We start from the raw sequence: 23089 nt of genomic DNA, 5'->3' as shown, positions 1-23089 counted from the left end.
CACTGAAGAAGACCGGTTCCTAAATGCACGCTTACGCGAATCCTGCCCGTTTTCTGTCCATTGCGCGGCCATTGACGCCATGGCTGTTTGGGCTGGGTATCCTGCTAATTGCCGCGGGTTCGGTCTATGGACTGGTCCTCGCACCGGCTGACCGGCTGATGGGCGACAGCGTCCGGATCCTTTATATCCACGTGCCGGCATCCTGGCTGGCCATGGGGGGCTGGACCGGCATTGCGATCGCCAGCATCATGCAGATCGTCTGGCAGCATCCGCTGGCAGCAGTCGCCGCGAGGGCGATTGCGCTGCCCGGAGCCATGTTCGCGGCAATGAGCCTGATGACCGGTTCAATCTGGGCGCGGCCGACCTGGGGCACCTGGTGGGTCTGGGATGGGAGGGTAACCTCTGTTCTGGTGCTGTTTTTTCTTTATCTGGCCTATATCGCGCTTGCAAATGCCAGCAGTGGAAAAGGCGGAGTTTCCAGGGTGACCGCCATTTTCGGGATTGTCGGGGCCATCAATATTCCCATCATCAACCGGTCGGTTGTCTGGTGGAACACCTTGCACCAAAAGGCGAGCATCACGGTGGGCGGGTCGTCGATTGATAGTGCATTTCTATGGCCATTGCTGGTAAATGTCATTGGCTTCAGCTTGCTGTTCGGTGCCATTGTTCTGATGAGAATGCGGGCTGTTTTGGCCGAAACAAAGGTAGAAGCGCGATTGAAACGGATGGCTGCAGAATGAACCATTGGCCATTTGTTATCGCTTCCTATCTGATTGTGCTATTCGGCACCATGGCTGTGGTGGCATTCAGCTATGCCAGCATGCGCAAAGCAGAGCGGCACGCTGAAGCGCTGACCAGGAAACGAAGTGGGGCCAAGACCGGGACATGAAGGCGAAACATCAAAGATTGACGCTGGCTTTGCTGGCGCTGGTGGCACTGATCGGTGCTGGATTGCTGGCGGCTTTTGCACTGCGCGATCAGGCCAGTTACTTCTACACGCCATCTGATATCGTGGCGAAAAAACCGGAGGCCGGACAAGCCATTCGCTTGGGTGGCATGGTGGAGGTTGGCTCGATCAAACGCGACGCCGACGGCGTGACGGTCAATTTCATTGTCCAGGACGGCGATGCCCGCCAGGCGGTCAGCTATACCGGGATCACGCCGGATCTGTTTGTTGAAGGATCCGGTGTTGTGGCCGACGGGTCGCTGACTGCAGACGGACAGTTCGTGGCCGAAACGCTGCTCGCCAAACATGATGAAAACTATGTTCCGCGCGAGCTGGAAGGCATAGACATGACGGGTACGCCACAGGCAACGGGAACACTGATTGAATGATTGCTGAAGCAGGACTGATCGCGCTCTGGCTTGCCGCCGGGCTGGCCTTGTTGCAGCTGGCTCTGGGCGGTATCGGGCTGAAGGCCGGACGCACAGATCTCCTGCAGGCGATTCGGCCAGTGGCTGTGGCACAGGGCGGACTGGTCACCCTGTCTTTCCTCTTGCTGATTTGGCTGTTTCTGCGATCCGACATGTCGGTGGCACTGGTGGTTAAGAACAGCGCGTCCGTAAAACCGTTTCTCTATAAGTTTGCGGGTACCTGGGGCAATCATGAAGGGTCGATGCTGCTCTGGGTGACCGTCATGGGGCTGGCAGGCGCGATGATCGCGCTTTTTGAACGCAATCTCAAGACGGCCACGCTGGTGACGACCTTGGCGGCGCAGGCGTTTATCAGTCTCGGCTTCTACGCTTTCCTTCTCATTTCTTCCAATCCCTTTGAACGCATGTTCCCGGTTCCGGCAGACGGGCAGGGGCTGAACCCGCTGTTGCAGGATCCTGGTCTCGCCTTTCATCCGCCAACCCTGTATTTTGGCTATGTCGGGCTCTCTGTTGCGTTTTCCTTTGCCGTTGGTGCCATGATCACCCGCGACGTCGGCCCCGCTTTTGCCCGGGCGATGCGGCCGTGGGTATTGGGCGCGTGGATTTTCCTCACGCTGGGAATTACAGCCGGCAGCTACTGGGCCTATTATGAACTGGGCTGGGGCGGCTGGTGGTTCTGGGATCCGGTTGAGAATGCATCACTCATGCCCTGGCTGGCCGCAACCGCCTTGCTCCATTCGGTGACGGTGCTCGCCACACGGGACGGGTTGCGCGCCTGGACCGTCATGCTGGCGGTGGTAGCGTTCTCGATGTCGATGATTGGGACTTTCCTTGTCCGTTCCGGCATCCTGACCAGCGTTCACGCCTTTGCCGTTGATCCGGAACGCGGCAGTTTCATACTGGCCTTGCTGGCCATCTATATCGGCGGCGCCATGGCGCTCTTTGCCCTGCGCATCGGAACGGTGAAAGAAGGCTCGAAATTCGAACTGGTCAGCCGGGAAGGCGCGCTGGTGGCGAATAATTTGCTGCTTTCGGCGATCCTGGGTATCGTCTTTATCGGTACGCTCTACCCGCTGTTTGTCGAAGCGATCACGGACGAGAAACTTTCGGTCGGTCCTCCATATTTCAATCTGGCAGCTGGACCGATCACTTTACTGCTCGTCGCGATCATGGCAGCCGGTCCGTTGCTGAAGTGGCGCAGGGACAATCCGAAAAAGTTGCTCAACCGGCTTTCAATCCCGATTTTGGTTACAGCCGCAGCCGTTTTCCTGCTGGTGCTGCTCACGACGTCCATGTCGGTGATGTCGCTACTGGCCATGGGCCTGGCAGCGGGCATTGCCCTGGCCAGTTTTGCGCCGCTCTGGAAACGCAATCTTCGGCGAACCCCGATGCATGTTTACGGCATGGTCATCGCCCATTTCGGCATTGCGGTCGCTCTGGTTGGGATGGCATCGGAAAGCAGCTTTACGGAAGAAAAACTGGTCGCCGCGCAGCCGGGGACCGAGATTGAAATTAACCGGTGGAATCTGAAATTCGAAGCAATTGAACCGCTGGCCGGACCCAACTGGACCGCTCTGGAAGCCCGGATTTCCGCACGATATGACGGGGGAGAAACGGTCGAAATCACGCCGCAGAACCGGATGTTCGCTTCCGCTCAGACACAGACCAGTGAAGCCGCATTGCTGACGCGGTGGAATGGTCAGCTCTATGTCGTGCTCGGCGAGGGTGACAGCGAAGGGCGCTGGCAGATCCGGACCTGGTGGAAGCCGTTTGTTACGCTGATCTGGTATGGTGGCATTCTTGTCGCGCTCGGTGGTCTGCTGGCGGTGGTCGGAAGATTGCGTCGCAGTCGTCGTCAGCGCCTGCAAAGAGAATATGCAGAGGTGATGGTGTGAGACGCTGGGTGCTCTGGGTGCCGCTGGGCCTGTTTGCGATATTCTTTGCCGCCTTCGCCACGGGACTGATCATGCCGAAGGATGATATCATTCAGTCGCGCATGGTGGGCAAGCCGATGCCCGAATTCTCCCTGCCAGCAGCGATTGATCAGCGGCCAGCGCTAGCCAGCAGTGACCTGGCTACCGGGAAGCCGCAGCTGCTCAATATCTTTGCAAGCTGGTGTCTTCCCTGCATTGCGGAAGCGCCGCAGTTGCTTGAACTGGAACGCGCGGGCGTCGACATAAATGCCATTGCCATTCGTGACCGGCAGGAAGATATCACAAATTTCCTTACTCGCTGGGGCAATCCCTATCGCCGGATCGGGTCGGATGAAACAAGCTCGGTGCAGCTGGAATTGGGATCATCGGGGGTTCCCGAGACTTTTGTTATAGATGGCAATGGTGTGATAACCCATCAGCATATTGGAGATATTCGCAAGGACGATGTCGCCATGTTGCTCGAGAAACTGAAGGAAGCGGAATGAAATATTTTTGCCTGCTCCTTGCATTAATGTTGTCGCCCCCGGTTTTCGCCCAGACAGGCCTGCCGCCTGCGCCACTGGCGGACCGCCAGCTGGATGATCCGGTGAAGGAAGCTGCGGCACGTAATCTGATGGAAGAACTGCGCTGTCTCAAATGTCAGAGCCAGTCCATCGCGGACAGCAACGCGCCCATGGCTGGCGACATGCGCAGCAAGGTGCGCGAACGGATTGCCGCCGGCGAAACGCCGGAACAGGTGCGGGACTGGCTGGTGGACCGATATGGTGCCTGGGTGACCTATGATCCGCCGGTATCTGCGATCACCTGGCCGCTCTGGATCGCTCCGGTCATCCTGTTGATATTGGCGATCTGGCTGGCACGCGGTCGGTTTCGCCGGAAAAAGGATAACGAGTAATGGGCTGGCTGATACTGCTCGGGTTCTTGCTGTTGCTGTTTGGCGCCTTGCTCTGGCTGGGCAAATTGCCGCGACCGGCCTGGGAACTGACCGGTGCGGCACTATTGCTAGCAGTGGCCGGTTATGCGTGGCAGGGTAATCCGGGGATGGCCGGCGTGTCGATTGAACCGACCGAAAAGCCCAACAGTTTTGATGACAGCAATATTGATGCCCGGAATGAGCTGGGTGAGCGGTTTGGCGATGCCCGGGAATGGCTCATCTTTTCCGATGCGCTGAATCGCGGCGGCAAGCACGGCGCAGCTGCGAATTACCTGCGAAACGGGGTCAAGGAACATCCGGATGATCCGGACCTTTGGGTGGGACTCGGCAATGCGCTGGTTGTTCATGCGGATGGCATCATTACTCCGGCTGCTCAATTTGCCTTTCAGCGCGCCGCCGAGATTTCGCCGGAACATCCCGGACCACCATTTTTCCTCGGCATGGCCTATGCCCAGTCCGGTAATATCGACCAGGCCCGGGCGATCTGGACGGAATTGCTGGAGCGCAGCAGTGATGATGCACCCTGGCGTGCAGATCTCGAGTCGCGTCTGGCCGCTATGGAGCGTGCGCAGCCTAGTTTGCCGCCATCTTCGGAACCCCCTGCGACTGAATAGAAAATCCCGGATTATCAAGCGATTGGTTAACGAAAAGATCGCTGTGTTGCGTGCGCAATAGGCGCGTGCTAATCGCGCCCGCTCGCTGAAACTTGCAGGCTGTGCTAGCCACCGGGTTTCTATCTATTCAGGGGAACGCCGTACCGGCCTGTCCAATGTCAGAATCAACCGCTAAATCCAGCCGCAAGCCCGGCCGCGTGATAAGACCGCACGGTTCGAGGCAGGAGGGCAGTGCTGTTGCCAAACTGGCGGCCGGCGCGATCGGAATTGTTTTTGGCGATATTGGGACCAGCCCGCTCTATGCGTTTCGGGAAACTTTCGTCGGGGCGCATCCGCTGGATCTGGACAAGCTCCACGTGTTCGGCGTGGTCAGCCTGATATTCTGGTCGATGACCCTCGTCGTGGCGATACAATATGTCACCATCCTGATGCGGGCGGACAACAAGGGGCAGGGCGGAAGTCTGGCCGTGGTTGCATTGCTTTCGGGGGCCTTGAGAAAGTCCAAATTTGGCTGGGTGGCCATATTGCTGGGCGTTTTCGCAACATCGCTCTTCTATGGCGACAGCATGATTACGCCTGCGATTTCGGTGCTGTCTGCTGTGGAAGGCCTAACTGTCGTTGAGGCTGGATTGCAACCATTGGTGTTGCCGATCGCTGTCGGTCTGCTGGTCTTCCTTTTCGTCATTCAATCGCGCGGAACCGCCAAAATCGGGGCTTTGTTTGCACCGATCATGTTTGTCTATTTTACGGTGATAGCAATTCTGGGGCTGACCCAGATTGTCCAGAACCCGGAAATCCTTCTCGCGCTCAACCCCTGGTATGCCGTCCAGTTTTTCCTGATTGACGGGTTTCAGGCCTTTCTGGCGCTGGGCTCAGTGGTTCTGGCTGTTACCGGCTCCGCGGCGCTGTTTGCCGACATGGGGCATTTTGGCCGGCGACCCATGCGTATTGCGTGGTTCGGCTTTGTCATGCCGGCCTTGCTCTGCAACTATTTTGGCCAGGGCGCGATGATCATCGGTCTGGATGAAGCCGGTGCCCGCGCCGCGATCCAGAATCCGTTTTTCTTGCTGGCCCCCGAAATGCTGAGACTGCCATTGGTGATCCTTGCGACAATGGCGACATTCATCGCCAGCCAGGCCGTGATTTCCGGAGCTTTCTCGGTTACGCACCAGGCAATTCAGTTGGGTTTCATTCCCCGGCTCACTGTCAAGCATACCAGTGCATCCGAAGCGGGCCAGATCTACATTCCGGTCATTAACTGGACGATCATGATCGCGGTTTTGATCCTCGTTCTGACCTTCCAGAGTTCCAGCAATCTCGCCTCCGCCTACGGCATCGCCGTCACGGGAGCGATGCTGATTGACACCTGTCTGCTCGCGGTTCTGGTTTTCACCATGTGGAAGTGGAAATGGTGGTACGCGGTGCCGTTGCTGGCGCTCTTCTTCCTCGTCGATGGTGCCTATTTCGCTGCGAACCTGACCAAGGTTCCGCAAGGCGGCTGGTTCCCGCTGATGGTTGGTGGTTTTGCCTTCCTGTTGCTGACCACCTGGGCCAAAGGCCGGAAAATCATGCGCGAGAACATGGCCGAAGCTGCCATGCCGATCGAGATTTTTACCAAATCGGCCAAGAACAGCGCGACGCGGGTGCCCGGAACGGCAATCTTCATGGCTTCCGCGTCCGTCGGTGTCCCTTCCGCCTTGCTGCACAATATCAAGCATAACAAGGTGGTGCACGAACGCGTTGTCATTCTCACCGTCAACATTCAGGATGTGCCCTATGTCGAACCGGAAAAGCGGGTCGAGGTTACCGATCTGGGCGATGGCTTCTACCGTTTGATCCTGAATTACGGTTTCATGCAGGAAACCGATGTCCCAGCCGCGCTGAAAAAGGTCAAGGAATGCGGGATGGAGTTCAAGATGATGCAGACCAGCTTCTTCCTGTCGCGGCAAACCCTGTTGCCATCCGAGAAACCGCAAATGATGATCTGGCGTGAAAAAATCTTCGCCTGGATGCTGCGCAATGCGGCGACAGCGATGGAATTTTTCAAGCTTCCCAGCAACCGGGTCGTTGAACTCGGCAGTCAGATGGAAATCTGATCCCGTCCGCCCAAAAGAAGTGGCGTTCAATCAAATATTTTGTGGCCTATCCCGCCCCGCTCTACTAGATAGCGGGCATTGATTCTCGCAACAGGATAACCGGCCCATGCGTCTTGCCATTGCCTCTGATCACGCTGCCATCGAAATGAAATCGGCTCTGGTAGCCTGGCTGGAAGAGAGTGGGCATGAAGTTGCGGATCTGGGGCCGATGACGGCAGACAGTGTCGATTATCCGGACTTCGGATACAAACTGGCGGAGGCTGTGGCTTCCGGGGCGGCGGAGCGGGGCATTGCCCTTTGCGGGTCAGGAATTGGAATATCGATCGCGGTCAATCGCAATCCGGCCTGCCGCTGTGCGCTGGTGTCGGAGAGCCTGTCGGCCCGGCTGAGCCGCGAACATAATGATGCCAATGTTATTGCGATGGGTGCTCGGTTGATCGGGATCGAAATTGCGAAGGACTGCATCACCGGATTTTTGAATACGGAATTTGGCGGAGACCGGCATCAGCGCCGGGTGGACAAATTGTCCGCTCCGACCACCGAAGGAGTAGCATGATGAGCAATGTAGCAGATATTCAGGATATCCGGCCGACCGGCTTTTTTGATTTTGCCGTTGGGGAAAGCGATCCCGCTGTCGCCGGCGCGATCAATGCGGAAATGACCCGCCAGCAAAACCAGATCGAGTTGATTGCCTCGGAAAATATCGTTTCGAAAGCGGTGTTGCAGGCGCAGGGCTCGGTGTTCACCAACAAATATGCGGAAGGTTATCCCGGCCGTCGCTACTATCAGGGCTGTGCCCCTTCCGATGATGTCGAAACGCTGGCAATCGAACGCGCCAAACAGCTGTTCAACTGCGGCTTTGCCAATGTTCAACCACATAGCGGTGCGCAGGCAAATGGCGCCGTGATGCTGGCGCTGACGAAGCCCGGCGATACGATATTGGGCATGTCGCTTGATGCCGGTGGCCATCTGACCCATGGCGCCAAGCCGGCGCAGTCTGGGAAATGGTTCAATGCCGTGCAATATGGCGTGAATGATGACGATCACCTGATCAACTATGACGAAGTGGCAGCGCTGGCGAAGGAGCATCAGCCGAAACTGATCATTGCCGGTGGTTCGGCCTATCCGCGCCAGATTGATTTTGCGCGCTTCCGGGAAGTTGCCGACTCCGTCGGAGCGATCTTCATGGTCGACATGGCCCATTTCGCCGGACTGGTTGCTGCCGGATACCATCCCAGTCCGCTGGACTTTGCGGATGTCGTGACCACCACGACGCACAAGACATTGCGGGGCCCTCGTGGCGGTATGGTGCTGACCAATGACGAGTCAATTGCCAAGAAAATCAATTCAGCGGTTTTCCCGGGTCTTCAGGGCGGACCGCTGATGCATGTGATCGCGGCCAAGGCGGTGGCGTTCGGTGAGGCGTTGCGCCCCGAATTTGCCAGCTATTCGGCAGCCGTAATCGAAAACGCCAAGGTTCTGGCCGCTCGCCTGAAAGAACGGGGCGCGGACGTGGTTGCGGGCGGTACGGATACGCACCTGGCCCTGATTGACCTGTCCCCGCTGGGGATCACCGGACGGGACGCGGACGAAGCGCTCGAACGGGCCGGCATTACCTGCAACAAGAACAGCATCCCCAACGACCCGCAACCGCCAATGAAAACGAGCGGGATTCGTGTTGGTTCTCCGGCTGGCACCACACGAGGATTTGGGCCTGCCGAGTTCCAGATGATCGGTGACATGGTCGCTGATGTTCTCGACGGACTGCGGGAGAAAGGCGAAAGCGGTGATCCGGCGGTGGAAGCCGATGTCCGTGCCCGGGTCGAGGATCTGTGTTCGCGTTTCCCGATTTATCCTGAATAGACGAGCAGGTTTTCCATGCGTTGTCCCTTTTGTGCCCATGATGACAGTCAGGTCAAAGACAGTCGACCAACCGAAGATGGCACCACCATTCGCCGGCGCCGGCAATGCGAAGGCTGTGGTGCCCGATTCACGACCTTTGAGCGGATACAGCTTCGGGAAATAACCGTCGTGAAGAGCGAGGACCGGAAAGAACCATTTGACCGGTCGAAGATCGATCTCTCGGTTTCCCTTGCCTGTCGCAAGCGCGGAATCGCTCAGGAACAGATGGATCAGCTTGTTTCGGGTATTCAGCGTCAGCTGGAAACCAGCGGGGAAAACGAGATCCCGTCGAAGCGGATCGGTGAAATGGTGATGGATGGACTGAAATCGCTCGACAGCGTGGCCTATATTCGGTTTGCGTCGGTCTACAAGGATTTCACTGAGGCGAAGGATTTCGAGGAATTTGCGGGTAGCGTGAAGGATATCGGCGCCAGCGATCTGAACGACAAGTGAGCAGCGACCTGCCTGCACTGGTGCTGGTCAAGCCGCAACTTGGCGAGAATATCGGCAAGGCGGCAAGGGCCATGCTCAATTTCGGCCTGACCGAGATGCGAATTGTCGATCCGCGCGATGGCTGGCCCAATCCGGCGGCGGGTCCAACCGCCGCAGGTGCAGACATCGTGCTGGAAAAAGCGGCGGTATATGCATCGACCGCTGAAGCGGTGGCGGATTGTGCCCATGTCTACGCCACAACCGTGCGCAAGCGTGGCATGACAAAGCCGGTTCTGGATCCGGTGGAGGCAGCAGCAGAGATGCAATTAGCAACGGGCAAATCTGCGATTCTGTTTGGACCGGAACGATCCGGGCTGGAGGTTGCCGATGTTGAACTGGCACGCAAGATTATCACCGTTCCCATTAACCCGGAATTTGGATCGCTGAACCTGGCCCAGGCCGTGATTCTGATGGCCTATGAACTTTCCCGAACCGGTCAGATGACTGTTCAGCCAACGCGCGAGAAAGAACCATCTTCCCCGGCACCGCAATCCGAGCTGGATCAGTTATATGATCATTTGGAGGGGGCCCTTGAACAGACGGGATATTTTTATCCCCCGGACCGGGCGCCGGCCACCAAAATTACACTCCGAAACATGTTAACGAAACCGGGATGGACCAGCGAGGAGATCCGGACATTGCGCGGTGTCATCAGTGCACTGGAAAACCCGCATCCCCGCAAAAAGCCCTGAAGCAGAATCTCATTCTCTGAGATCGCCCCATTTTTGAAATTCGTAACTGATTGATGTTTCAATCAGAATTTCCCACATTGCAGCGACGGAAGGGGACGGGATTCCCGCTTCACTGGCCAGTTTCTTCACATTTTCCAGGACTTCGGCCTTGCGTTTTTCGTCACGAACCGCGTCGCGCGTCTCCTTGATTCTGGCGGCTGCTTCCATGCATTGGAACCGCAATTCGAGAAGTGAGACAAGGTCGGCGTCCAGCTGGTCAATGGTCGTTCTGAGCGCGGCCATATCGGTGGTCCGGGAGATGGATTCTTTGGAATAAGACATAGGCGCGGCGTTATAAGAGCTTTAGTCAATTGTCGAGCAGATGTTGGGAATAGTTGTGGATTTCTACCGGAATTCTGCTAAGCATCAGGCATTCAAATTCCTGGAGATTTGTTGTGTTTTCAGTTTTACTTGCACTTGCCATGGCAGGTGGCACTGCTGCCACTCCGGCAGAAACAGACATTGTAGACGAGAAGAAGATCGTTTGCAGAACCCATAGGGTGGTCGGTTCCAGAATTCCGGAACGGGTGTGCAGGACGAACAAGGAATGGGCACGAATTGACAAGGAAAATGACCAACAGCTGCGGAAACGTTTTGACGAGAGTCGCGGCACACAAAACAGTAATTAGGCTTTTTTCGGCAGGTTCAGATCTGCTTCGCCTTTAGTATTTCAGGAGAATTGTTGTGTTTTCACTATTGCTTTCACTTGCCTTGGCAGGTGACACTGTCGCCACACCGACGGAAACGGATGCAGCCGAAGAAAAGAAAATGGTATGCAAGTCCGTCAAAACGCTCGGTACACGGATACCCCAGCGGGTTTGTCGTTCGAGCAAGGAATGGGCGAAAATCAACGAGGCACAGAAGCGCCAGCTGGAAACCCGTTCCAACCAGAGCCGCGGAACCCAGGGCAGCAACTAGACTTTGCGGACAGGAGTTAATTTGCAGGCGTAATTGTTTTCGGGAGAACTATGATGTTTTCACTTTTGCTTTCACTCGCTGTGGTCGGAGATACCGTCGACAAAACGGTCGAAACAGACAATGCGGAAGAGAAAAAGATCGTCTGCAGAACCCATCGGGTACTCGGATCCCGCATACCGGAGCGAGTCTGCCGCACCTCCAAGCAATGGGCACGCATCGACAAGAGCAACAAGGAAGAACTGCAGAACCGGTCCAACTACAGCCGTGGTACGCAGAATCTGAATGAAGACTAGGCGCCCGGCGTTCCGTCAGTTGAAATAGCGCCCAGTCTTGAAACGAGGTACCCGCGCTTGACAGGGACAGAGATTCTCGTCATAGCGCGCGTCTTGCAATTGGCTCCGCACCCCGGTGAAGCGGTAGCCGCGGATATCTTCCGGATATTCGGTGCATTCCGGGATTGTATCAAACAGCAAATTGGAGTCCTTTCGTGACCAAACGTACCAGTTCGAAATACAAGCTTGATCGCCGCATGGGCGAGAATATCTGGGGACGCCCCAAATCGCCCGTCAACCGGCGCGATTATGGCCCTGGTCAGCACGGCCAGCGCCGCAAGGGCAAATTGTCCGATTATGGCCTGCAGCTGCGCGCGAAGCAGAAGCTGAAAGGCTATTATGGCGATGTGACCGAGAAGCAGTTCCGCCGCGCTTATAAAGAAGCCGCTGCAATGAAGGGCGATACCAGCCAGAACCTGATTGGTCTTCTCGAACAGCGTCTTGACATGGTGGTCTATCGCGCAAAATTCGCACCGACGATTTTCGCCGCCCGCCAGCTGGTCAGCCATGGTCATATTCGGGTCAACGGCGTGAAATGCAACGTCGCTTCGCGGAAGGTTGTTCCGGGCGATGATGTGACGCTGAGCGACAAGGCCAAGGAAATGCTGCTCGTCATCGAAGCGCAGAGCCTGCCCGAGCGGGAAATTCCCGAATATGTGACCCCGGACGGTACCGACAAGGTGACCTATGTGCGCGTTCCGACCCTGGACGAGGTGCCTTATCCGGTAACGATGGAACCCAATCTGGTCGTCGAATTCTATTCGCGCTGATTTGGCACTTTATACCTGAAACAAGGGGCGGCCTCATTGCGAGGCCGCCTTTTTTGTTATTTCAAATGTGATCCAAGGAAAACGTCAATTTCCTGGAGCATTCTGGTCCGGACATTGCTGTCTTCGAGACCGTGGTCAAGATCCTTGTATTCGTGCAAAACCGACTCCTTGTTGGCATTTTTGAGAGCGTTCTGCATCTTGCGGGAATGGGCGACATCTACGCTCAAATCCATATCCCCGTGAAACATGATGACCGGAGCTTTCATCTTCTCAGCCTTTTGAGCCGGCGAGCCCTCGACAAGATGAGGCCCTTGGCCGATATATTTCAAAACATTGCTGAAATGCGTGTATTTTCGCGCGTTATCAAGTTCCGTCCTGAGATCTGTAACCGGGGCGATGGCAACGATGGCCTTGTACAGATCTGGCTCGGTAACTCCTGATTGCAATGCCGCATAACCGCCATATGACCAGCCAACTATGGCCAGTTTGTCCGGATCTGCAATACCTTCCGACACCAGCCACCTGGCTCCGGAGGAAATGTCGCCGATCGCTGTCGGCCACTGCTGGAATCCATTCACTTCAAACCATTTCTGTCCAAATCCATCTGATCCGCGAAAATTCGGTTGCAATACAGCATAACCCTGACTGGCGAAATACTGAGCCAGCCAGTCGAAGCCCCAGACATCGCGTGAAGATGGACCGCCGTGTGGCATCACGATTGCGGGCAGATTTGATGAATTCTGACCTGGCGGGAGTGTCAGGTAGCCGGGAATTGTCGTGCCGTCTGGCGTGGCATAGGAAACTGGTTTGACCCTTGCCAGCGAGATGTTTTCCAGCTGCGGTCGTTCCAGCATGATTTCTTCGAGCCTTTTTTGAGACCGGTCAAATATGTAATACCGGCCAGGGTCAATATCGCTGCCAGCGTAAAGCAGCAGAATATTTTCGTTCAGGCTGGATTGCAGAAACTGGAGAGTGGGATTACCTGGCAATGCCTTTGAAAGCTGCGCTGACAACGAGGCGAGTGACTTGTCAAAATACTCAACACGGTTGAATTCGTCTGCATATCGAGCTCCGACAACACGTTGGTCGCGTCCAAACTGCTTGGTTCCCGAGACATCAACTTCCGGATGCGCGTAGACCAGTTTCTTGTCGAGCGATCCGTCAAGCGAAACGGAGAAAAGAGCCATTTTTCCCTTGTTCAGCTGGAGGCCAAATACCGAATTGGTTGAGCTGTCGACAATAAGTGGCCGAAAACCACTGCGATCCAGATAATCATACGTACTCAGATCGTGAAGCTTCTTTTCTCCGGCTTTGCGATAGGAATAGCGTGTGACGGTCGAACCGCTTCCCCGAGTGGTGAGAACATCAAATCCAATGACCCGGATATTGCCACTCCCGTCACTCAGGAAATCGGTGGCCGTTCGCCGGGCTTTTTCGATTCCCTTCCATCTGCCCGTTTTCGTATTCAGCCGAACAACCCCCATACCATCTGCGGTCCGGGAAATTTTCGATGACGCGTTGACTTCCGGAACGAATTCCCATGCCATCAGAACATCATCACTTTCGGGAAGGCTATCTACAATAAAGCCGTCAAACTGGCGTCTTTTCGTGGCGTAAAAACTCTGCCTTTGACCTAGCTTCTGCATGTCTTTGCCATCGGTACCAAGAGCGATATTTTCCCGATAGTTGATGATCGCTCCGCCAATGTCTCTTACACCGTAGACAGAGCATGTTATCCGGTTGCCGGAAATAAAGTCGCAACCGGTAATCCGTTCCGGATTTCCGGAAGACCGGGAAATCAGCTTGGGCTGTTTGTCAGCGAGATTGACATGATAGACATGAGATGTTCGCCCCGGGCCCGGCGCAACATAAACGATTTGCTTCCCGTCTGGTGAAAGCGAAATGTCCAGCACACCCTGTCGTTGTCCAAAAAGCCACTCTGGTTCCGCCTCGGTCTGGGCATTGGCAGATGCAGAGAAACCAATAACGGTTAACAAAAGAAGTGCAAAACGCATGAAAAAAGCCCCGCCGGAAAGTAATACCGATTTTGTTGATCAAACATAATTTGGATGGCTTTGCAACGAGACATTTTGCTGCAGTCGTCACTTGCCTCAAATTCCTTGCTCTGCCAATGAGATTGCAAAGGAAACCAACAAGCACAAGGGTGCTCAAGAATGAAAAAGCTTCTACCTGCAGTCCTGGCTGCGTCTCTCCTCAGTTTAAGTGCATGTGTCGATGACGACATGGATGCGGGAATTGCTCCTGTTCCTCCGACTTCAGCACCCGAGCTTTCGCTGGAAACGATGAAGGATATCACCCGGGAATTGTCTTCGGATGAATTTGCGGGAAGGGCACCGGGCACTGTCGGGGAAGAGAAAACTCTTGCGCTGCTCACAGAAAGATTTGCAGCTGCCGGGATTGCGCCGGGCAATGGAGACAGCTGGTACCAGGATGTTCCACTTTTATCTATTGAAGCTCAGAATGTATCACCGTTGACGATTACGGGAGGCGGCGAGGATCTGAGCCTGGCCTACGGTCCGGAGATGGTTGTCACCACCTATCGGGAACAGAAAAAGATCGACATCGTCGACAGCGACATGGTGTTCGTTGGCTATGGCGTGAATGCGCCGGAACGCGGCTGGAACGACTATGAGGGGCTGGACGTCAAAGGTAAAACCGTTGTCATTCTGGTAAACGATCCGGACTTTGGGACCGATAGCCTGGAAGGTGATTTCGGTGGCCGGGCGATGACCTATTATGGCCGCTGGACCTACAAATATGAGGAAGCCGCGCGGCAAGGTGCAGCGGCGGCGCTGATTGTCCATGATACCGCACCGGCTTCCTATGGCTGGAACGTCGTGGAATCGAGCTGGAGCGGACCGCAATTCTATGCCCAGAGCGAGAATGGCGGCGCTGACCAAACCAAGGTCAATGGCTGGATACACAAAGATGTGGCGGCGCGGATCTTTGCGAATGCTGGTCTGGATCTTGCCGCACAGATGGCTGCGGCGAAACAGAAAGGCTTCAAGGCTGTCGATCTGGGACTGAAGGCTTCGGTGTCTTTCGAGAACACCATGATGCGCATGAATTCGAAAAATGTGATTGGCATATTGCAGGGCAAATCCCGGCCTGACGAATATGTGCTGTATACCGCGCATTGGGACCATCTGGGCATCTGCAAACCGGATGCAAGTGGTGACAATATTTGCAATGGAGCGGTGGACAATGCCACCGGAACCGCAGCGCTGGTCGCGCTGGCAGAAGCACATGCCAAGGCAGGCGCTCCGGAACGCAGCATCATTTTTCTGGCGGTGACAGCTGAAGAATCTGGTTTGCTGGGCTCGAAGCACTATGCCGAAAATCCTGTTTATCCGCTCGCAAAGACTGTCGGCGGGGTCAATATGGATGCTTTTCTGATTGCCGGACCGGCGAAGAATGTTGTGGTGGTTGGCAAGGGCAAATCGGAGCTCGATAACTATCTCGAGGCAGCATTGACCAATGATGGTCGCATAGCGGAAGCCGAACCGACACCGGAAGCGGGCTACTATTACCGTTCGGATCATTTCAGCTTTGCCAAGAAGGGCGTGCCGATGATCTATTTCGATGGCGGTGAGGATCTGGTTGACGGCGGCCGGGAAGCCGGCAAGAAAATTGCCGATGACTACCGCGCCAACAAATATCACGCACCGTCGGATGAATTTGATGCCGACTGGGACTGGACCGGCGTGATGGCTGATCTCAGAGTCTATTATACGGTTGCGCGGATGCTGGCGACGACGGAAGACTGGCCGAACTGGGTGGAAGGTGACGAATTCCGGGCCATCCGTGATCAGAGTCGTGCCGGTTCATAAAAAGGGTGCATCGACCTGGTGAGATGGCCTGCTGAATGGGAACGGCACGAGGCCGTCTGGATCGGATTTCCGGGCAATCCGGCGGAATGGCCGGAAATGCTCAAAGAAGCCCAGAGAGAAGTGGCGGCCTTTGCTGACGCGGTTTCTGATGACGGGAAGGGGGAGCAGGTTCTGCTCGTCTGCCGGGACCAGCAGGATGCCAGAACAGCACGGTCGCTGACATCAGATCGGGTCCAGCCGGTCATCGAACCATTCGGCGACATCTGGCTCCGCGACACCGGTCCGGTCATAACCATCGATGAGGGCAAATTGCTGGCCAATGATTTTGGCTTCAATGGCTGGGGCCGGCAATTTGAAATGGCCGGTGATCAGGATATCGGATCGCGTCTGGCCGCGATGCGTTCGATGCCGATCCGGAAACATGACTGGGTGCTGGAAGGTGGTGCGATCGACGGCGATGGCACGGGCCGACTGGTGACGACGGAACAATGTGTCCTAAATTCCAATCGCAACCCGGGACTGGACCGGGCAGAAGCCGAGCGCCGGCTGTCAGCTGCTTTGAGCGTTCGGAAACTCTGCTGGCTGGGCGACGGGCTGACGGCAGATCATACTGATGGCCATGTGGACAATCTGGCGCGGTTCGTTGCACCGGGCACGCTCGTCATTCCCATTGGGAGCCGGCCCGATGATCCCAACGCGGCGATATATGATGGTGCCGCCGCCCGTGCCGAAACAGCCGGACTGGATGTACGGCGCCTGCCGTCGGTTGGAAAATACCTGGTCGACGGTGATGTCGCACCAGCCAGCTACATGAATTTCTATATCGGCAACACGGTGGTCGCTATTCCGCAATATGGCGTGCCCGAGGACAGCGCGGCTCTGGAAAATCTGGCGGCCTTCTTCCCGGGGCGCAAGGTAATTGGTCTGTCCAGCATGGCGCTGCTTCGCGGGGGTGGCAGTTTTCACTGCATATCTCAGCAGATTCCGGCGCTGGACTAGCGATTTTTTTGGCTCTGCGGAACTTGGTTGCAGTCCGCTCTCATGCTAGACCTGACACAGCAATGACGGGGATCCCATGGCTGACAATATTCTCAATATTCTGAGCAGTTTGACCTATATCCTGATATTTCTTCTGGGTCTCGGTCTGGCCCTGCTGGTGGTCCTGTTCATCATCGATGTGACACAGAAGCAGGACGCAGTCCGGCGCAACTATCCGGTGATCGGGCGGTTCCGGCATTTGTTCAGCAGTCTGGGCGAGTTTTTCCGCCAGTATTTCTTCGCCATGGATCGCGAAGAAATGCCGTTTAACCGGGCTGAGCGTGAATGGGTGGTCCGTGCAGCGAAGGGGAAGGGCAACACAATTGCATTCGGTTCTACCAAGAACCTGCAGCCGGCCGGGACACCGATCTTCGTCAATTGCCCATTCCCGACTCTGGAGAAAGATGCTGCGGAAACGGCGCTTTGCACCATCGGTCCCTATTGTGAGAATCCCTTTGAATCGCGGTCGCTGTTCAACATTTCCGCGATGAGTTTCGGCGCACTGTCCGTCCCCGCCATTCGGGCCTTGTCCCATGGTGCGCGTATGGCCGGGTGCTGGTTGAACACCGGTGAGGGCGGCCTTTCTGCCTATCATCTGGAGGGCGGTTGCGACATCGTTTTCCAGATCGGCACCGCCAAATATGGCGTGCGAAATGCAGATGGCAGTCTCAACGCCGACAAGCTCAAGGCGATAGCGGCGCATGATCAGGTTCGCATGTTCGAGATCAAATTGTCCCAGGGCGCGAAGCCGGGCAAAGGCGGGATCCTGCCGGCTGCAAAAGTCACCGAAACCATTTCCGAAGTCCGCGGTATCCCGGTCGGGCAAGCCTCGATTTCTCCCAACCGGCATCCCGAGATCAATAGCGTGGGCGACATGCTCGACATGGTTGATATGATCCGCCGGACCACAGGCAAGCCGACGGGAATCAAGTCGGTCGTCGGGTCCTATGGATGGCTGAGTGAGCTGTGCGAGGAGATTCATCGGCGCGGCATCGAAAGCGCTCCAGATTTCTTCACGCTGGATGGCGGCGATGGCGGGACCGGGGCAGCGCCGATGCCATTGATGGACAATGTCGGGCTGCAACTGCACGAAAGCCTGCCGATGCTGTCGGACATTCTCCACCAATATGGCCTGCGTGAACGCATCCGCATCATCGCTTCCGGCAAGCGAATTACGCCCAGCGAGGTCGCCTGGGCCATTTGCGCCGGTGCCGATTTTGTCAACAGCGCGCGCGGGTTCATGTTCTCGCTGGGCTGTATCCAGGCGATGAAGTGCAACAAGAATACCTGTCCGACCGGTATCACGACTCATGATCCCCGTTTCCAGCGCGGGCTCGATCCGAATGACAAAAAGGCCAAGGTTGCCAATTATTGCAAAAGCCTGGTGCACGAAGTGGAGGTTCTGGCCCACAGCTGCGGTGTTGATGAGCCCCGCCAGCTCGGGCGCAAACATGTCCGTATCATGCAGGCCAACGGAAAATCGGTGCCGCTCGATGAGCTTTATCCGCGTCCGGAGGTGATCGATGCCTATCGAACCGGTCTATGATCTGACCCCTTCCAATGTCTGGCATCGTGACTTATGCAATGCGCCAGTCAAATAATCCCCCAAATCAGAGAGGCAAGACCATGAAAAAGATATTGTTTTTGGCGAGCGCTGCTGCCGCTTTCATCGCTGTACCGGCACTTCCTTCCGAAGCCCGCGACCATAAAAATACCGCCGAAAGTCATGAGAAGCTGAAAACGGTTTTGAGCCATGAACGCCGGGCGGATGACATGGCCCGTGACAGATATCGCCGGCCGGCCGAAACACTGGCATTTTTCGGGATCAAGCCGGAACATATGGTCGTGGAATATGGTCCGGGTGGCGGCTGGTATACCCGGGTGTTGCTTCCTTACGTACACGGGGCCGGAAAATATGTTGCGGTGGGAACCAATAGCGATAGCATCAGTTTCACAAGTCGGGCCAGGGAGGCGCGGTCCAAAAGCTGGCCCGAGCGTTTCCCGGAATCGGCTTCCGGATGGACCGGCATAGATGCGAAGGAGATCGCGGCCTATGAAAGTGATGAAGTACCGGAAGAGATTAAGGGCAAGGTCGACCGGATTGTGATCTTCCGATCCCTGCATGGCATGATGAATCGCAACTATGCGGATTCGGAATTGCGAGCATTGCGCGAGCTTCTGGCGGACGACGGGATGATCGGCGTCGTTCAGCATCGCGCCAAGCCGGATGCGCCCTATGCCATATCAAGCGGCAGCCGGGGCTATCTCAAGCAGTCTTCGGTGATCGCATTGTTCGAACTCCATGGTTTCGAACTGGCAGAAAGCTCCGAGATCAATGCCAATCCAAAAGACAGTTCGGACTATCCCAGAGGTGTCTGGACACTGCCTCCGCGACTGGCAGAAGGTGAAACCGATAAAAGCAAATATCTGGATATTGGTGAATCGGACCGCATGACGCTATTGTTCCGCAAGCGCAGCTAGAGAATATCCAGCATCTCATCGAAAGGACGGATGATGAAAAAGACACTGACTGCAATGGGTGCGTTCGCCGCGATCACCCTCGCAACCACATTTCCGGCATCGGCCAAGGATCATGACAAGGGCGAAGCCATGCAAACCGGCGAAGCCCTGGCAGCCATCGTCGCGCATGAACGCCGCGGAGATGACAAGGCTCGAGACAAATATCGCAATCCGGTCGAAACGCTCACCTTTTTTGGGGTAAAACCAACGGATACGGTTGTTGAATATGTCCCCGGCGGCGGATGGTATTCGAAGATTCTGGCACCTTATGTGGCAGAAAAAGGCAAGTATATCGGGCTGACTTTTGCGCCGGACCCACTACCATTTGGCGATGAAGCGAAAGAACGGATCCGCGGTTTTCCGGCCAAATTCCCCAATGATGTTGCCGGCTGGACCGGCATGCCAGCCGGGACCTTCTCGGCTTATACCGCGGACAATGTGCCGGAAGACGTCATGGGAACGGCGGATTTCGTAATTATTCCCCGGATGATGCATAATCTGATGCGCTGGAATCTGGCAGACAGCGAAATCAAGGTGATGCGCAGCATGCTGAAAGATGGCGGTACGCTCGGCATTGTCCAGCATCGCGCAAAGGATGACGCACCGTTCAGCTTTGCCGACGGCAACAAGGGGTATCTGCACACCGCTGCGGTAGTGAACTTTATGGAAGCCCATGGTTTCGAGCTGGTGAAACAGTCGGAAATCAATGCCAATCCGAAGGACACGGCGGACTATCCCAAAGGAGTCTGGACATTGCCACCCCGTTACGCCGAAGGTGATGTCGACAAGGCCAAATATACGGCGATAGGGGAATCGGACCGGATGACGCTCCTGTTCCGCAAGCTGCCTTGAATCAGATTCGCACATGAGCGGTTTGACCGTCGCGGCGCTGCAGCTGTCACTGGCCGGTCCGGAAGAACAAAATATCGAGATGACGGCAGATCTCGTCGTCAAGGCTGCAGAGCTGGGCGCGCAAATCATATTGCCCCCGGAACTGTTTGCTGGCCCCTATTTCTGCAGAACGGAAAACGAGGCCCTGTTCTCCTTGGCCAAACCGGTTGCCAGAAGCGCGCCGGTATTTGCCATGCAGAAGCTGGCGAAGCAGCTGCGGGTGGCCATACCAGCGAGCTTTTTCGAACGGGATGGCAACCATTATTATAACAGTATTGCCATGATCGATGCGGAGGGCGAGATCATGGGCGTCTATCGGAAAAGCCATATTCCTGACGGGCCGGGATATGAGGAAAAATTCTATTTCCGTCCGGGCAATAGTGGCTTCAAGGTCTGGGATGTCTTCGGAACCACGGTCGGTGTGGGGATATGCTGGGACCAGTGGTATCCGGAAAGCGCGCGGGCGATGGCGTTGATGGGTGCGGAATTGCTGCTTTATCCCACGGCCATCGGATCGGAACCCTATGATGCGGATCTTGACACCAGCCGGATGTGGCGGCGGGCGATGCAGGGGCACGCGGTCAGCAATTGCATGCCGATTGTTGCCAGCAACCGGATCGGGCCGGAAGGCGAACAGACATTTTACGGGAACAGCTTTATCGCCAATGAGTGGGGTGATCTGGTCGCGGAATATGGGGCTGACGAAACGGGCGTCCTGATTGCGAAATTTGACCTCGAACGGGCCCGCGAACGCCGCGCCGGCATGGGTTTTTTCCGGGATCGCCGGCCTGATCTTTACGGACGTCTGGTCGAGGATAGCTGAGCAGCGGCAAGCGCCTGACGAAACACATCTTCAAACATGTCCACGGTCAGGCGGCGGGTATTCATGTTGTACCGGCTGCAATGATAGCTGTTGATGAGGATTCTGCCATCTGGCAGCCGGTGCTCGGCACCATGCCCGAACGGGAACTCTGATAGCCTGCAACCGGTCATGCGAATGAGGCTATCATGGGCAATCTTGCCCAGTGCCAAAATAACGCGCAGGTTGGGGAGGGCACCAAGGCCCTTCTTCAGGAAAGGACGGCAATTTGCGATTTCCGCACCCACCGGCCGGTTTTCAGGCGGCAAGCACTTCACCGCGTTGAAGATCATCGCACCCTTCAATTGGACTCCGTCGTCCACGCGGGATCGAAACTGACCCTTGCTCAATCCGAACTTGTCGAGAGTGGCGAATAATGTGTCGCCCGATGCATCCCCGGTGAAGGGGCGACCAGTCCGGTTCGCACCTTCTTTTCCCGGTGCAAGGCCGACGATGGCGAGCCAGGCAGCCGGATCACCAAAAGCAGGTACCGGCGCGTTCCACCAATCCGGTTCCTCCCGGCGCAAATCCCGTCGCAAGGAGACCAGTCGGGGACAGCGACGGCAACCTTTTGGTGCCTCGGCAAAGGGAAGGGGACCATGATTGCTCATGACCCCCTTCCTGAATTGCGCTGGACCCGAAGTCCAGAAATGACTGTGATCAGTCTTTCAGTTCTGCCGGAACGATTCCGCCATTGGCCGCGATCTCGCTCATCACGCGCTTGTGCAACGCGATATTGTCTTCGGCCGATCCGCTATAGTCGGCATTGCCCAGCTCAATGGCCAGCGCCTTGCGGTTCTCATAGCTCGCATCAATCTGGACGAGTTTCATCAGATCGACGATGGATGTGCGCCAGTTCAATTTGTCGGCACCCGGAATATTGTCGAGACGTGCGGTCACATCGACTTCGCTGATAGCGGCCCGTTCCTTCGGTGCTTCCTCCATCGGGATAGCGGCTGGTTCGGCGGCCTTTGCTTCGCCACCGAAAATTGCGTTTTTGATTTTCCCGAAAATGCTCATGTTCTGCTCCTCTTTATTTCTGCGAAAAACCTGATTGCCCTTGAATCGTTTTCGGGCTTCGGAGCGGCGGAGTCAAACGCCGTCTCGTGATTGGTGCGTTTGGCCGCAAAACTGCGTGTGTAAATAGGTGTAAAGCCTCTCCGAAGCCGGTTTTATCGCGATATTTGTGCTAAGGCCGAGTCGAGAACAGAATCAAAATCAGTGACTTAGTGGGCAAGGAGACCAGAAATGAATATCATGGACGTACTGCAGCAATCGGGTGGTATCGGCAACATGGCGAAGGAACTGGGGATTAGCGAAAATGTCGCCCAGGCCGGCGCCGCAGCATTGCTTCCGGCGATCCTGGGGGGCTTCAAAAAGACCACACAGGCTCAGCCGAGCGGGCTCGACGGACTGGGCGGTTTGCTGGGACAGCTCGGCGGCGGCGGACTGCTCGACAGCGTACTGGCGCCACAACAGACTCCGGTTCAGCAAGGCAATGAAGTGCTGGGCCAGATTTTCGGATCCAAGGAAGTCAGCCGGACCGTCGCCGCGGGCGCAGAACAGCAGACCGGAATCAGCAGTGACCTGCTCAAGAAAATGTTGCCGGTCGTTGCGATGATGGTCGCTGGTTACATGGCCAAGCAATCCGGCGGAAATTCCGGCAATGGCGGCGGGCTGGGCGGCCTGATCGGCGGTTTGCTTGGCGGCGGATCCCAGTCTTCCGGCGGCGGTCTGGGGGGCTTGGGTTCGCTTCTTGATCTGGACGGCGACGGAAATCCGCTGGATGATATTATCAATATGGCCGGCAAGCTTGCTCGCTAGACCCGCCCA

Annotated in this window: 26 protein-coding genes; 22 read left to right on the top strand and 4 right to left on the bottom strand. The window is 56.2% G+C overall.

The features are described from left to right. The first annotated feature begins 23 nt into the window (after positions 1-23). The 12 genes from ccmC (at position 24) to BUQ90_RS13880 (ending at position 10038) form a co-directional block, all read left to right on the top strand. Complete coding sequence (gene ccmC / locus BUQ90_RS13930; protein ID WP_074205757.1) at positions 24-740, top strand: heme ABC transporter permease CcmC; 717 nt, start codon at positions 24-26, stop codon at positions 738-740. Further along, the gene (locus BUQ90_RS17800) at positions 737-889 is read left to right on the top strand and encodes a hypothetical protein (protein ID WP_204244797.1); all 153 of its coding nucleotides are present in this window, start codon (positions 737-739) and stop codon (positions 887-889) included. Before ccmC ends, BUQ90_RS17800 begins: the two co-directional genes overlap by 4 nt. Further along, positions 886-1335 carry a cytochrome c maturation protein CcmE gene (gene ccmE, locus BUQ90_RS13925; protein WP_074205756.1) on the top strand — a complete coding sequence of 150 codons (450 nt, stop codon included), beginning with the start codon at positions 886-888 and terminating at the stop codon, positions 1333-1335. The genes BUQ90_RS17800 and ccmE overlap by 4 nt, the downstream gene beginning before the upstream one ends. Beyond that, positions 1332-3269 (top strand): heme lyase CcmF/NrfE family subunit, encoded by a 1938-nt coding sequence (locus tag BUQ90_RS13920; RefSeq protein WP_074205755.1) that lies wholly within the window; start codon positions 1332-1334, stop codon positions 3267-3269. The genes ccmE and BUQ90_RS13920 overlap by 4 nt, the downstream gene beginning before the upstream one ends. After that, positions 3266-3793 (top strand): DsbE family thiol:disulfide interchange protein, encoded by a 528-nt coding sequence (locus tag BUQ90_RS13915; protein ID WP_074205754.1) that lies wholly within the window; start codon positions 3266-3268, stop codon positions 3791-3793. The genes BUQ90_RS13920 and BUQ90_RS13915 overlap by 4 nt, the downstream gene beginning before the upstream one ends. Then, positions 3790-4203, top strand: coding sequence for a cytochrome c-type biogenesis protein (locus BUQ90_RS13910; RefSeq protein ID WP_074205753.1), 414 nt, complete (start codon positions 3790-3792; stop codon positions 4201-4203). The genes BUQ90_RS13915 and BUQ90_RS13910 overlap by 4 nt, the downstream gene beginning before the upstream one ends. Continuing rightward, positions 4203-4856 (top strand): tetratricopeptide repeat protein, encoded by a 654-nt coding sequence (locus BUQ90_RS13905; protein ID WP_074205752.1) that lies wholly within the window; start codon positions 4203-4205, stop codon positions 4854-4856. Before BUQ90_RS13910 ends, BUQ90_RS13905 begins: the two co-directional genes overlap by 1 nt. A 155-nt stretch (positions 4857-5011) precedes the next feature. Further along, positions 5012-6952 carry a potassium transporter Kup gene (locus tag BUQ90_RS13900; protein ID WP_074205751.1) on the top strand — a complete coding sequence of 647 codons (1941 nt, stop codon included), beginning with the start codon at positions 5012-5014 and terminating at the stop codon, positions 6950-6952. 106 nt (positions 6953-7058) lie between these two features. Continuing rightward, on the top strand, positions 7059-7508 hold the full coding sequence (gene rpiB, locus BUQ90_RS13895) for a ribose 5-phosphate isomerase B (protein WP_074205750.1): 450 nt from the start codon (positions 7059-7061) through the stop codon (positions 7506-7508). Then, positions 7505-8815, top strand: a complete 1311-nt coding sequence (glyA, locus tag BUQ90_RS13890) for a serine hydroxymethyltransferase (protein ID WP_074205749.1) — start codon at positions 7505-7507, stop codon at positions 8813-8815. Before rpiB ends, glyA begins: the two co-directional genes overlap by 4 nt. 15 nt (positions 8816-8830) lie before the next feature. Further along, positions 8831-9307, top strand: a complete 477-nt coding sequence (gene nrdR, locus BUQ90_RS13885; RefSeq protein WP_074205748.1) for a transcriptional regulator NrdR — start codon at positions 8831-8833, stop codon at positions 9305-9307. Then, the gene (locus BUQ90_RS13880) at positions 9304-10038 is read left to right on the top strand and encodes an RNA methyltransferase (protein ID WP_074205747.1); all 735 of its coding nucleotides are present in this window, start codon (positions 9304-9306) and stop codon (positions 10036-10038) included. Before nrdR ends, BUQ90_RS13880 begins: the two co-directional genes overlap by 4 nt. Before the next feature lie 9 nt (positions 10039-10047). On the opposite strand, the gene BUQ90_RS13875 is transcribed toward BUQ90_RS13880, so the two are convergent. Next, complete coding sequence (locus tag BUQ90_RS13875; protein ID WP_239447440.1) at positions 10048-10320, bottom strand: chorismate mutase; 273 nt, start codon at positions 10318-10320, stop codon at positions 10048-10050. Positions 10321-10761: 441 nt separating this feature from the next. Here BUQ90_RS13875 and BUQ90_RS13870 point away from each other — a divergent pair, with 441 nt between their 5' ends. The 3 genes from BUQ90_RS13870 (at position 10762) to rpsD (ending at position 12097) form a co-directional block, all read left to right on the top strand. After that, positions 10762-10995 (top strand): hypothetical protein, encoded by a 234-nt coding sequence (locus tag BUQ90_RS13870; RefSeq protein ID WP_143182872.1) that lies wholly within the window; start codon positions 10762-10764, stop codon positions 10993-10995. Positions 10996-11045: 50 nt separating this feature from the next. Beyond that, positions 11046-11288, top strand: coding sequence for a hypothetical protein (locus BUQ90_RS13865; RefSeq protein ID WP_143182871.1), 243 nt, complete (start codon positions 11046-11048; stop codon positions 11286-11288). 194 nt (positions 11289-11482) lie between these two features. Further along, positions 11483-12097 (top strand): 30S ribosomal protein S4, encoded by a 615-nt coding sequence (gene rpsD / locus BUQ90_RS13860; protein ID WP_074205743.1) that lies wholly within the window; start codon positions 11483-11485, stop codon positions 12095-12097. Between the two features lie 56 nt (positions 12098-12153). On the opposite strand, the gene BUQ90_RS13855 is transcribed toward rpsD, so the two are convergent. Continuing rightward, positions 12154-14112 carry a S9 family peptidase gene (locus BUQ90_RS13855; protein WP_074205742.1) on the bottom strand — a complete coding sequence of 653 codons (1959 nt, stop codon included), beginning with the start codon at positions 14110-14112 and terminating at the stop codon, positions 12154-12156. Between the two features lie 159 nt (positions 14113-14271). Between BUQ90_RS13855 and BUQ90_RS13850 the strand changes: the two genes are divergently transcribed. The 6 genes from BUQ90_RS13850 (at position 14272) to aguB (ending at position 21220) form a co-directional block, all read left to right on the top strand. Further along, positions 14272-15948: a M28 family metallopeptidase gene (locus BUQ90_RS13850; RefSeq protein WP_074205741.1), complete on the top strand. Its 1677-nt coding sequence runs from the start codon at positions 14272-14274 to the stop codon at positions 15946-15948. Between the two features lie 18 nt (positions 15949-15966). Continuing rightward, positions 15967-16947 carry an agmatine deiminase family protein gene (locus BUQ90_RS13845; protein WP_420812021.1) on the top strand — a complete coding sequence of 327 codons (981 nt, stop codon included), beginning with the start codon at positions 15967-15969 and terminating at the stop codon, positions 16945-16947. A gap of 76 nt (positions 16948-17023) precedes the next feature. Continuing rightward, on the top strand, positions 17024-18532 hold the full coding sequence (locus BUQ90_RS13840; protein WP_074205739.1) for an FMN-binding glutamate synthase family protein: 1509 nt from the start codon (positions 17024-17026) through the stop codon (positions 18530-18532). 80 nt (positions 18533-18612) lie between these two features. Then, entirely contained in the window at positions 18613-19467 is an 855-nt protein-coding gene (locus BUQ90_RS13835; RefSeq protein ID WP_074205738.1) for a class I SAM-dependent methyltransferase, read from the top strand. Positions 19468-19500: 33 nt separating this feature from the next. Then, a complete protein-coding gene (locus BUQ90_RS13830) occupies positions 19501-20358 on the top strand; it encodes a class I SAM-dependent methyltransferase (protein ID WP_074206437.1) in 858 nt (285 codons plus the stop codon). Between the two features lie 13 nt (positions 20359-20371). After that, positions 20372-21220: an N-carbamoylputrescine amidase gene (gene aguB, locus BUQ90_RS13825; RefSeq protein ID WP_074205737.1), complete on the top strand. Its 849-nt coding sequence runs from the start codon at positions 20372-20374 to the stop codon at positions 21218-21220. Here the strand turns inward: aguB and BUQ90_RS13820 are convergent. Beyond that, positions 21193-21867, bottom strand: coding sequence for a uracil-DNA glycosylase (locus BUQ90_RS13820; RefSeq protein WP_074205736.1), 675 nt, complete (start codon positions 21865-21867; stop codon positions 21193-21195). The two genes, aguB and BUQ90_RS13820, sit on opposite strands and share 28 nt — an antisense overlap. Before the next feature lie 49 nt (positions 21868-21916). After that, a complete protein-coding gene (locus tag BUQ90_RS13815; protein WP_074205735.1) occupies positions 21917-22276 on the bottom strand; it encodes a DUF3597 domain-containing protein in 360 nt (119 codons plus the stop codon). Positions 22277-22504: 228 nt separating this feature from the next. Here BUQ90_RS13815 and BUQ90_RS13810 point away from each other — a divergent pair, with 228 nt between their 5' ends. Then, positions 22505-23080: a DUF937 domain-containing protein gene (locus BUQ90_RS13810; protein ID WP_074205734.1), complete on the top strand. Its 576-nt coding sequence runs from the start codon at positions 22505-22507 to the stop codon at positions 23078-23080. Positions 23081-23089 lie beyond the last annotated feature (9 nt).

The organism is Parasphingorhabdus marina DSM 22363 (assembly GCF_900128895.1).
Classification (GTDB): Bacteria; Pseudomonadota; Alphaproteobacteria; order Sphingomonadales; family Sphingomonadaceae; genus Parasphingorhabdus; species Parasphingorhabdus marina.
This window is presented reverse-complemented; position numbering and strand designations above follow the sequence as displayed.

What these genes read in the sequence shown, in the direction of transcription:
- BUQ90_RS13855 (WP_074205742.1), bottom strand. Translation starts at nt 14,112, where the DNA reads ATGCGTTTTGCACTTCTTTTGTTAACCGTTATTGGTTTCTCTGCATCT.
- BUQ90_RS13810 (WP_074205734.1), top strand. Translation starts at nt 22,505, where the DNA reads ATGAATATCATGGACGTACTGCAGCAATCGGGTGGTATCGGCAACATG.
- aguB (WP_074205737.1), top strand. Translation starts at nt 20,372, where the DNA reads ATGAGCGGTTTGACCGTCGCGGCGCTGCAGCTGTCACTGGCCGGTCCG.
- ccmE (WP_074205756.1), top strand. Translation starts at nt 886, where the DNA reads ATGAAGGCGAAACATCAAAGATTGACGCTGGCTTTGCTGGCGCTGGTG.
- BUQ90_RS13850 (WP_074205741.1), top strand. Translation starts at nt 14,272, where the DNA reads ATGAAAAAGCTTCTACCTGCAGTCCTGGCTGCGTCTCTCCTCAGTTTA.
- BUQ90_RS13840 (WP_074205739.1), top strand. Translation starts at nt 17,024, where the DNA reads ATGGCTGACAATATTCTCAATATTCTGAGCAGTTTGACCTATATCCTG.
- BUQ90_RS13865 (WP_143182871.1), top strand. Translation starts at nt 11,046, where the DNA reads ATGATGTTTTCACTTTTGCTTTCACTCGCTGTGGTCGGAGATACCGTC.
- BUQ90_RS13820 (WP_074205736.1), bottom strand. Translation starts at nt 21,867, where the DNA reads ATGAGCAATCATGGTCCCCTTCCCTTTGCCGAGGCACCAAAAGGTTGC.
- ccmC (WP_074205757.1), top strand. Translation starts at nt 24, where the DNA reads ATGCACGCTTACGCGAATCCTGCCCGTTTTCTGTCCATTGCGCGGCCA.
- BUQ90_RS13815 (WP_074205735.1), bottom strand. Translation starts at nt 22,276, where the DNA reads ATGAGCATTTTCGGGAAAATCAAAAACGCAATTTTCGGTGGCGAAGCA.
- BUQ90_RS17800 (WP_204244797.1), top strand. Translation starts at nt 737, where the DNA reads ATGAACCATTGGCCATTTGTTATCGCTTCCTATCTGATTGTGCTATTC.
- BUQ90_RS13830 (WP_074206437.1), top strand. Translation starts at nt 19,501, where the DNA reads ATGAAAAAGACACTGACTGCAATGGGTGCGTTCGCCGCGATCACCCTC.
- glyA (WP_074205749.1), top strand. Translation starts at nt 7,505, where the DNA reads ATGATGAGCAATGTAGCAGATATTCAGGATATCCGGCCGACCGGCTTT.
- BUQ90_RS13920 (WP_074205755.1), top strand. Translation starts at nt 1,332, where the DNA reads ATGATTGCTGAAGCAGGACTGATCGCGCTCTGGCTTGCCGCCGGGCTG.
- BUQ90_RS13910 (WP_074205753.1), top strand. Translation starts at nt 3,790, where the DNA reads ATGAAATATTTTTGCCTGCTCCTTGCATTAATGTTGTCGCCCCCGGTT.
- BUQ90_RS13875 (WP_239447440.1), bottom strand. Translation starts at nt 10,320, where the DNA reads ATGGCCGCGCTCAGAACGACCATTGACCAGCTGGACGCCGACCTTGTC.
- BUQ90_RS13905 (WP_074205752.1), top strand. Translation starts at nt 4,203, where the DNA reads ATGGGCTGGCTGATACTGCTCGGGTTCTTGCTGTTGCTGTTTGGCGCC.
- BUQ90_RS13835 (WP_074205738.1), top strand. Translation starts at nt 18,613, where the DNA reads ATGAAAAAGATATTGTTTTTGGCGAGCGCTGCTGCCGCTTTCATCGCT.
- rpiB (WP_074205750.1), top strand. Translation starts at nt 7,059, where the DNA reads ATGCGTCTTGCCATTGCCTCTGATCACGCTGCCATCGAAATGAAATCG.
- BUQ90_RS13900 (WP_074205751.1), top strand. Translation starts at nt 5,012, where the DNA reads ATGTCAGAATCAACCGCTAAATCCAGCCGCAAGCCCGGCCGCGTGATA.
- nrdR (WP_074205748.1), top strand. Translation starts at nt 8,831, where the DNA reads ATGCGTTGTCCCTTTTGTGCCCATGATGACAGTCAGGTCAAAGACAGT.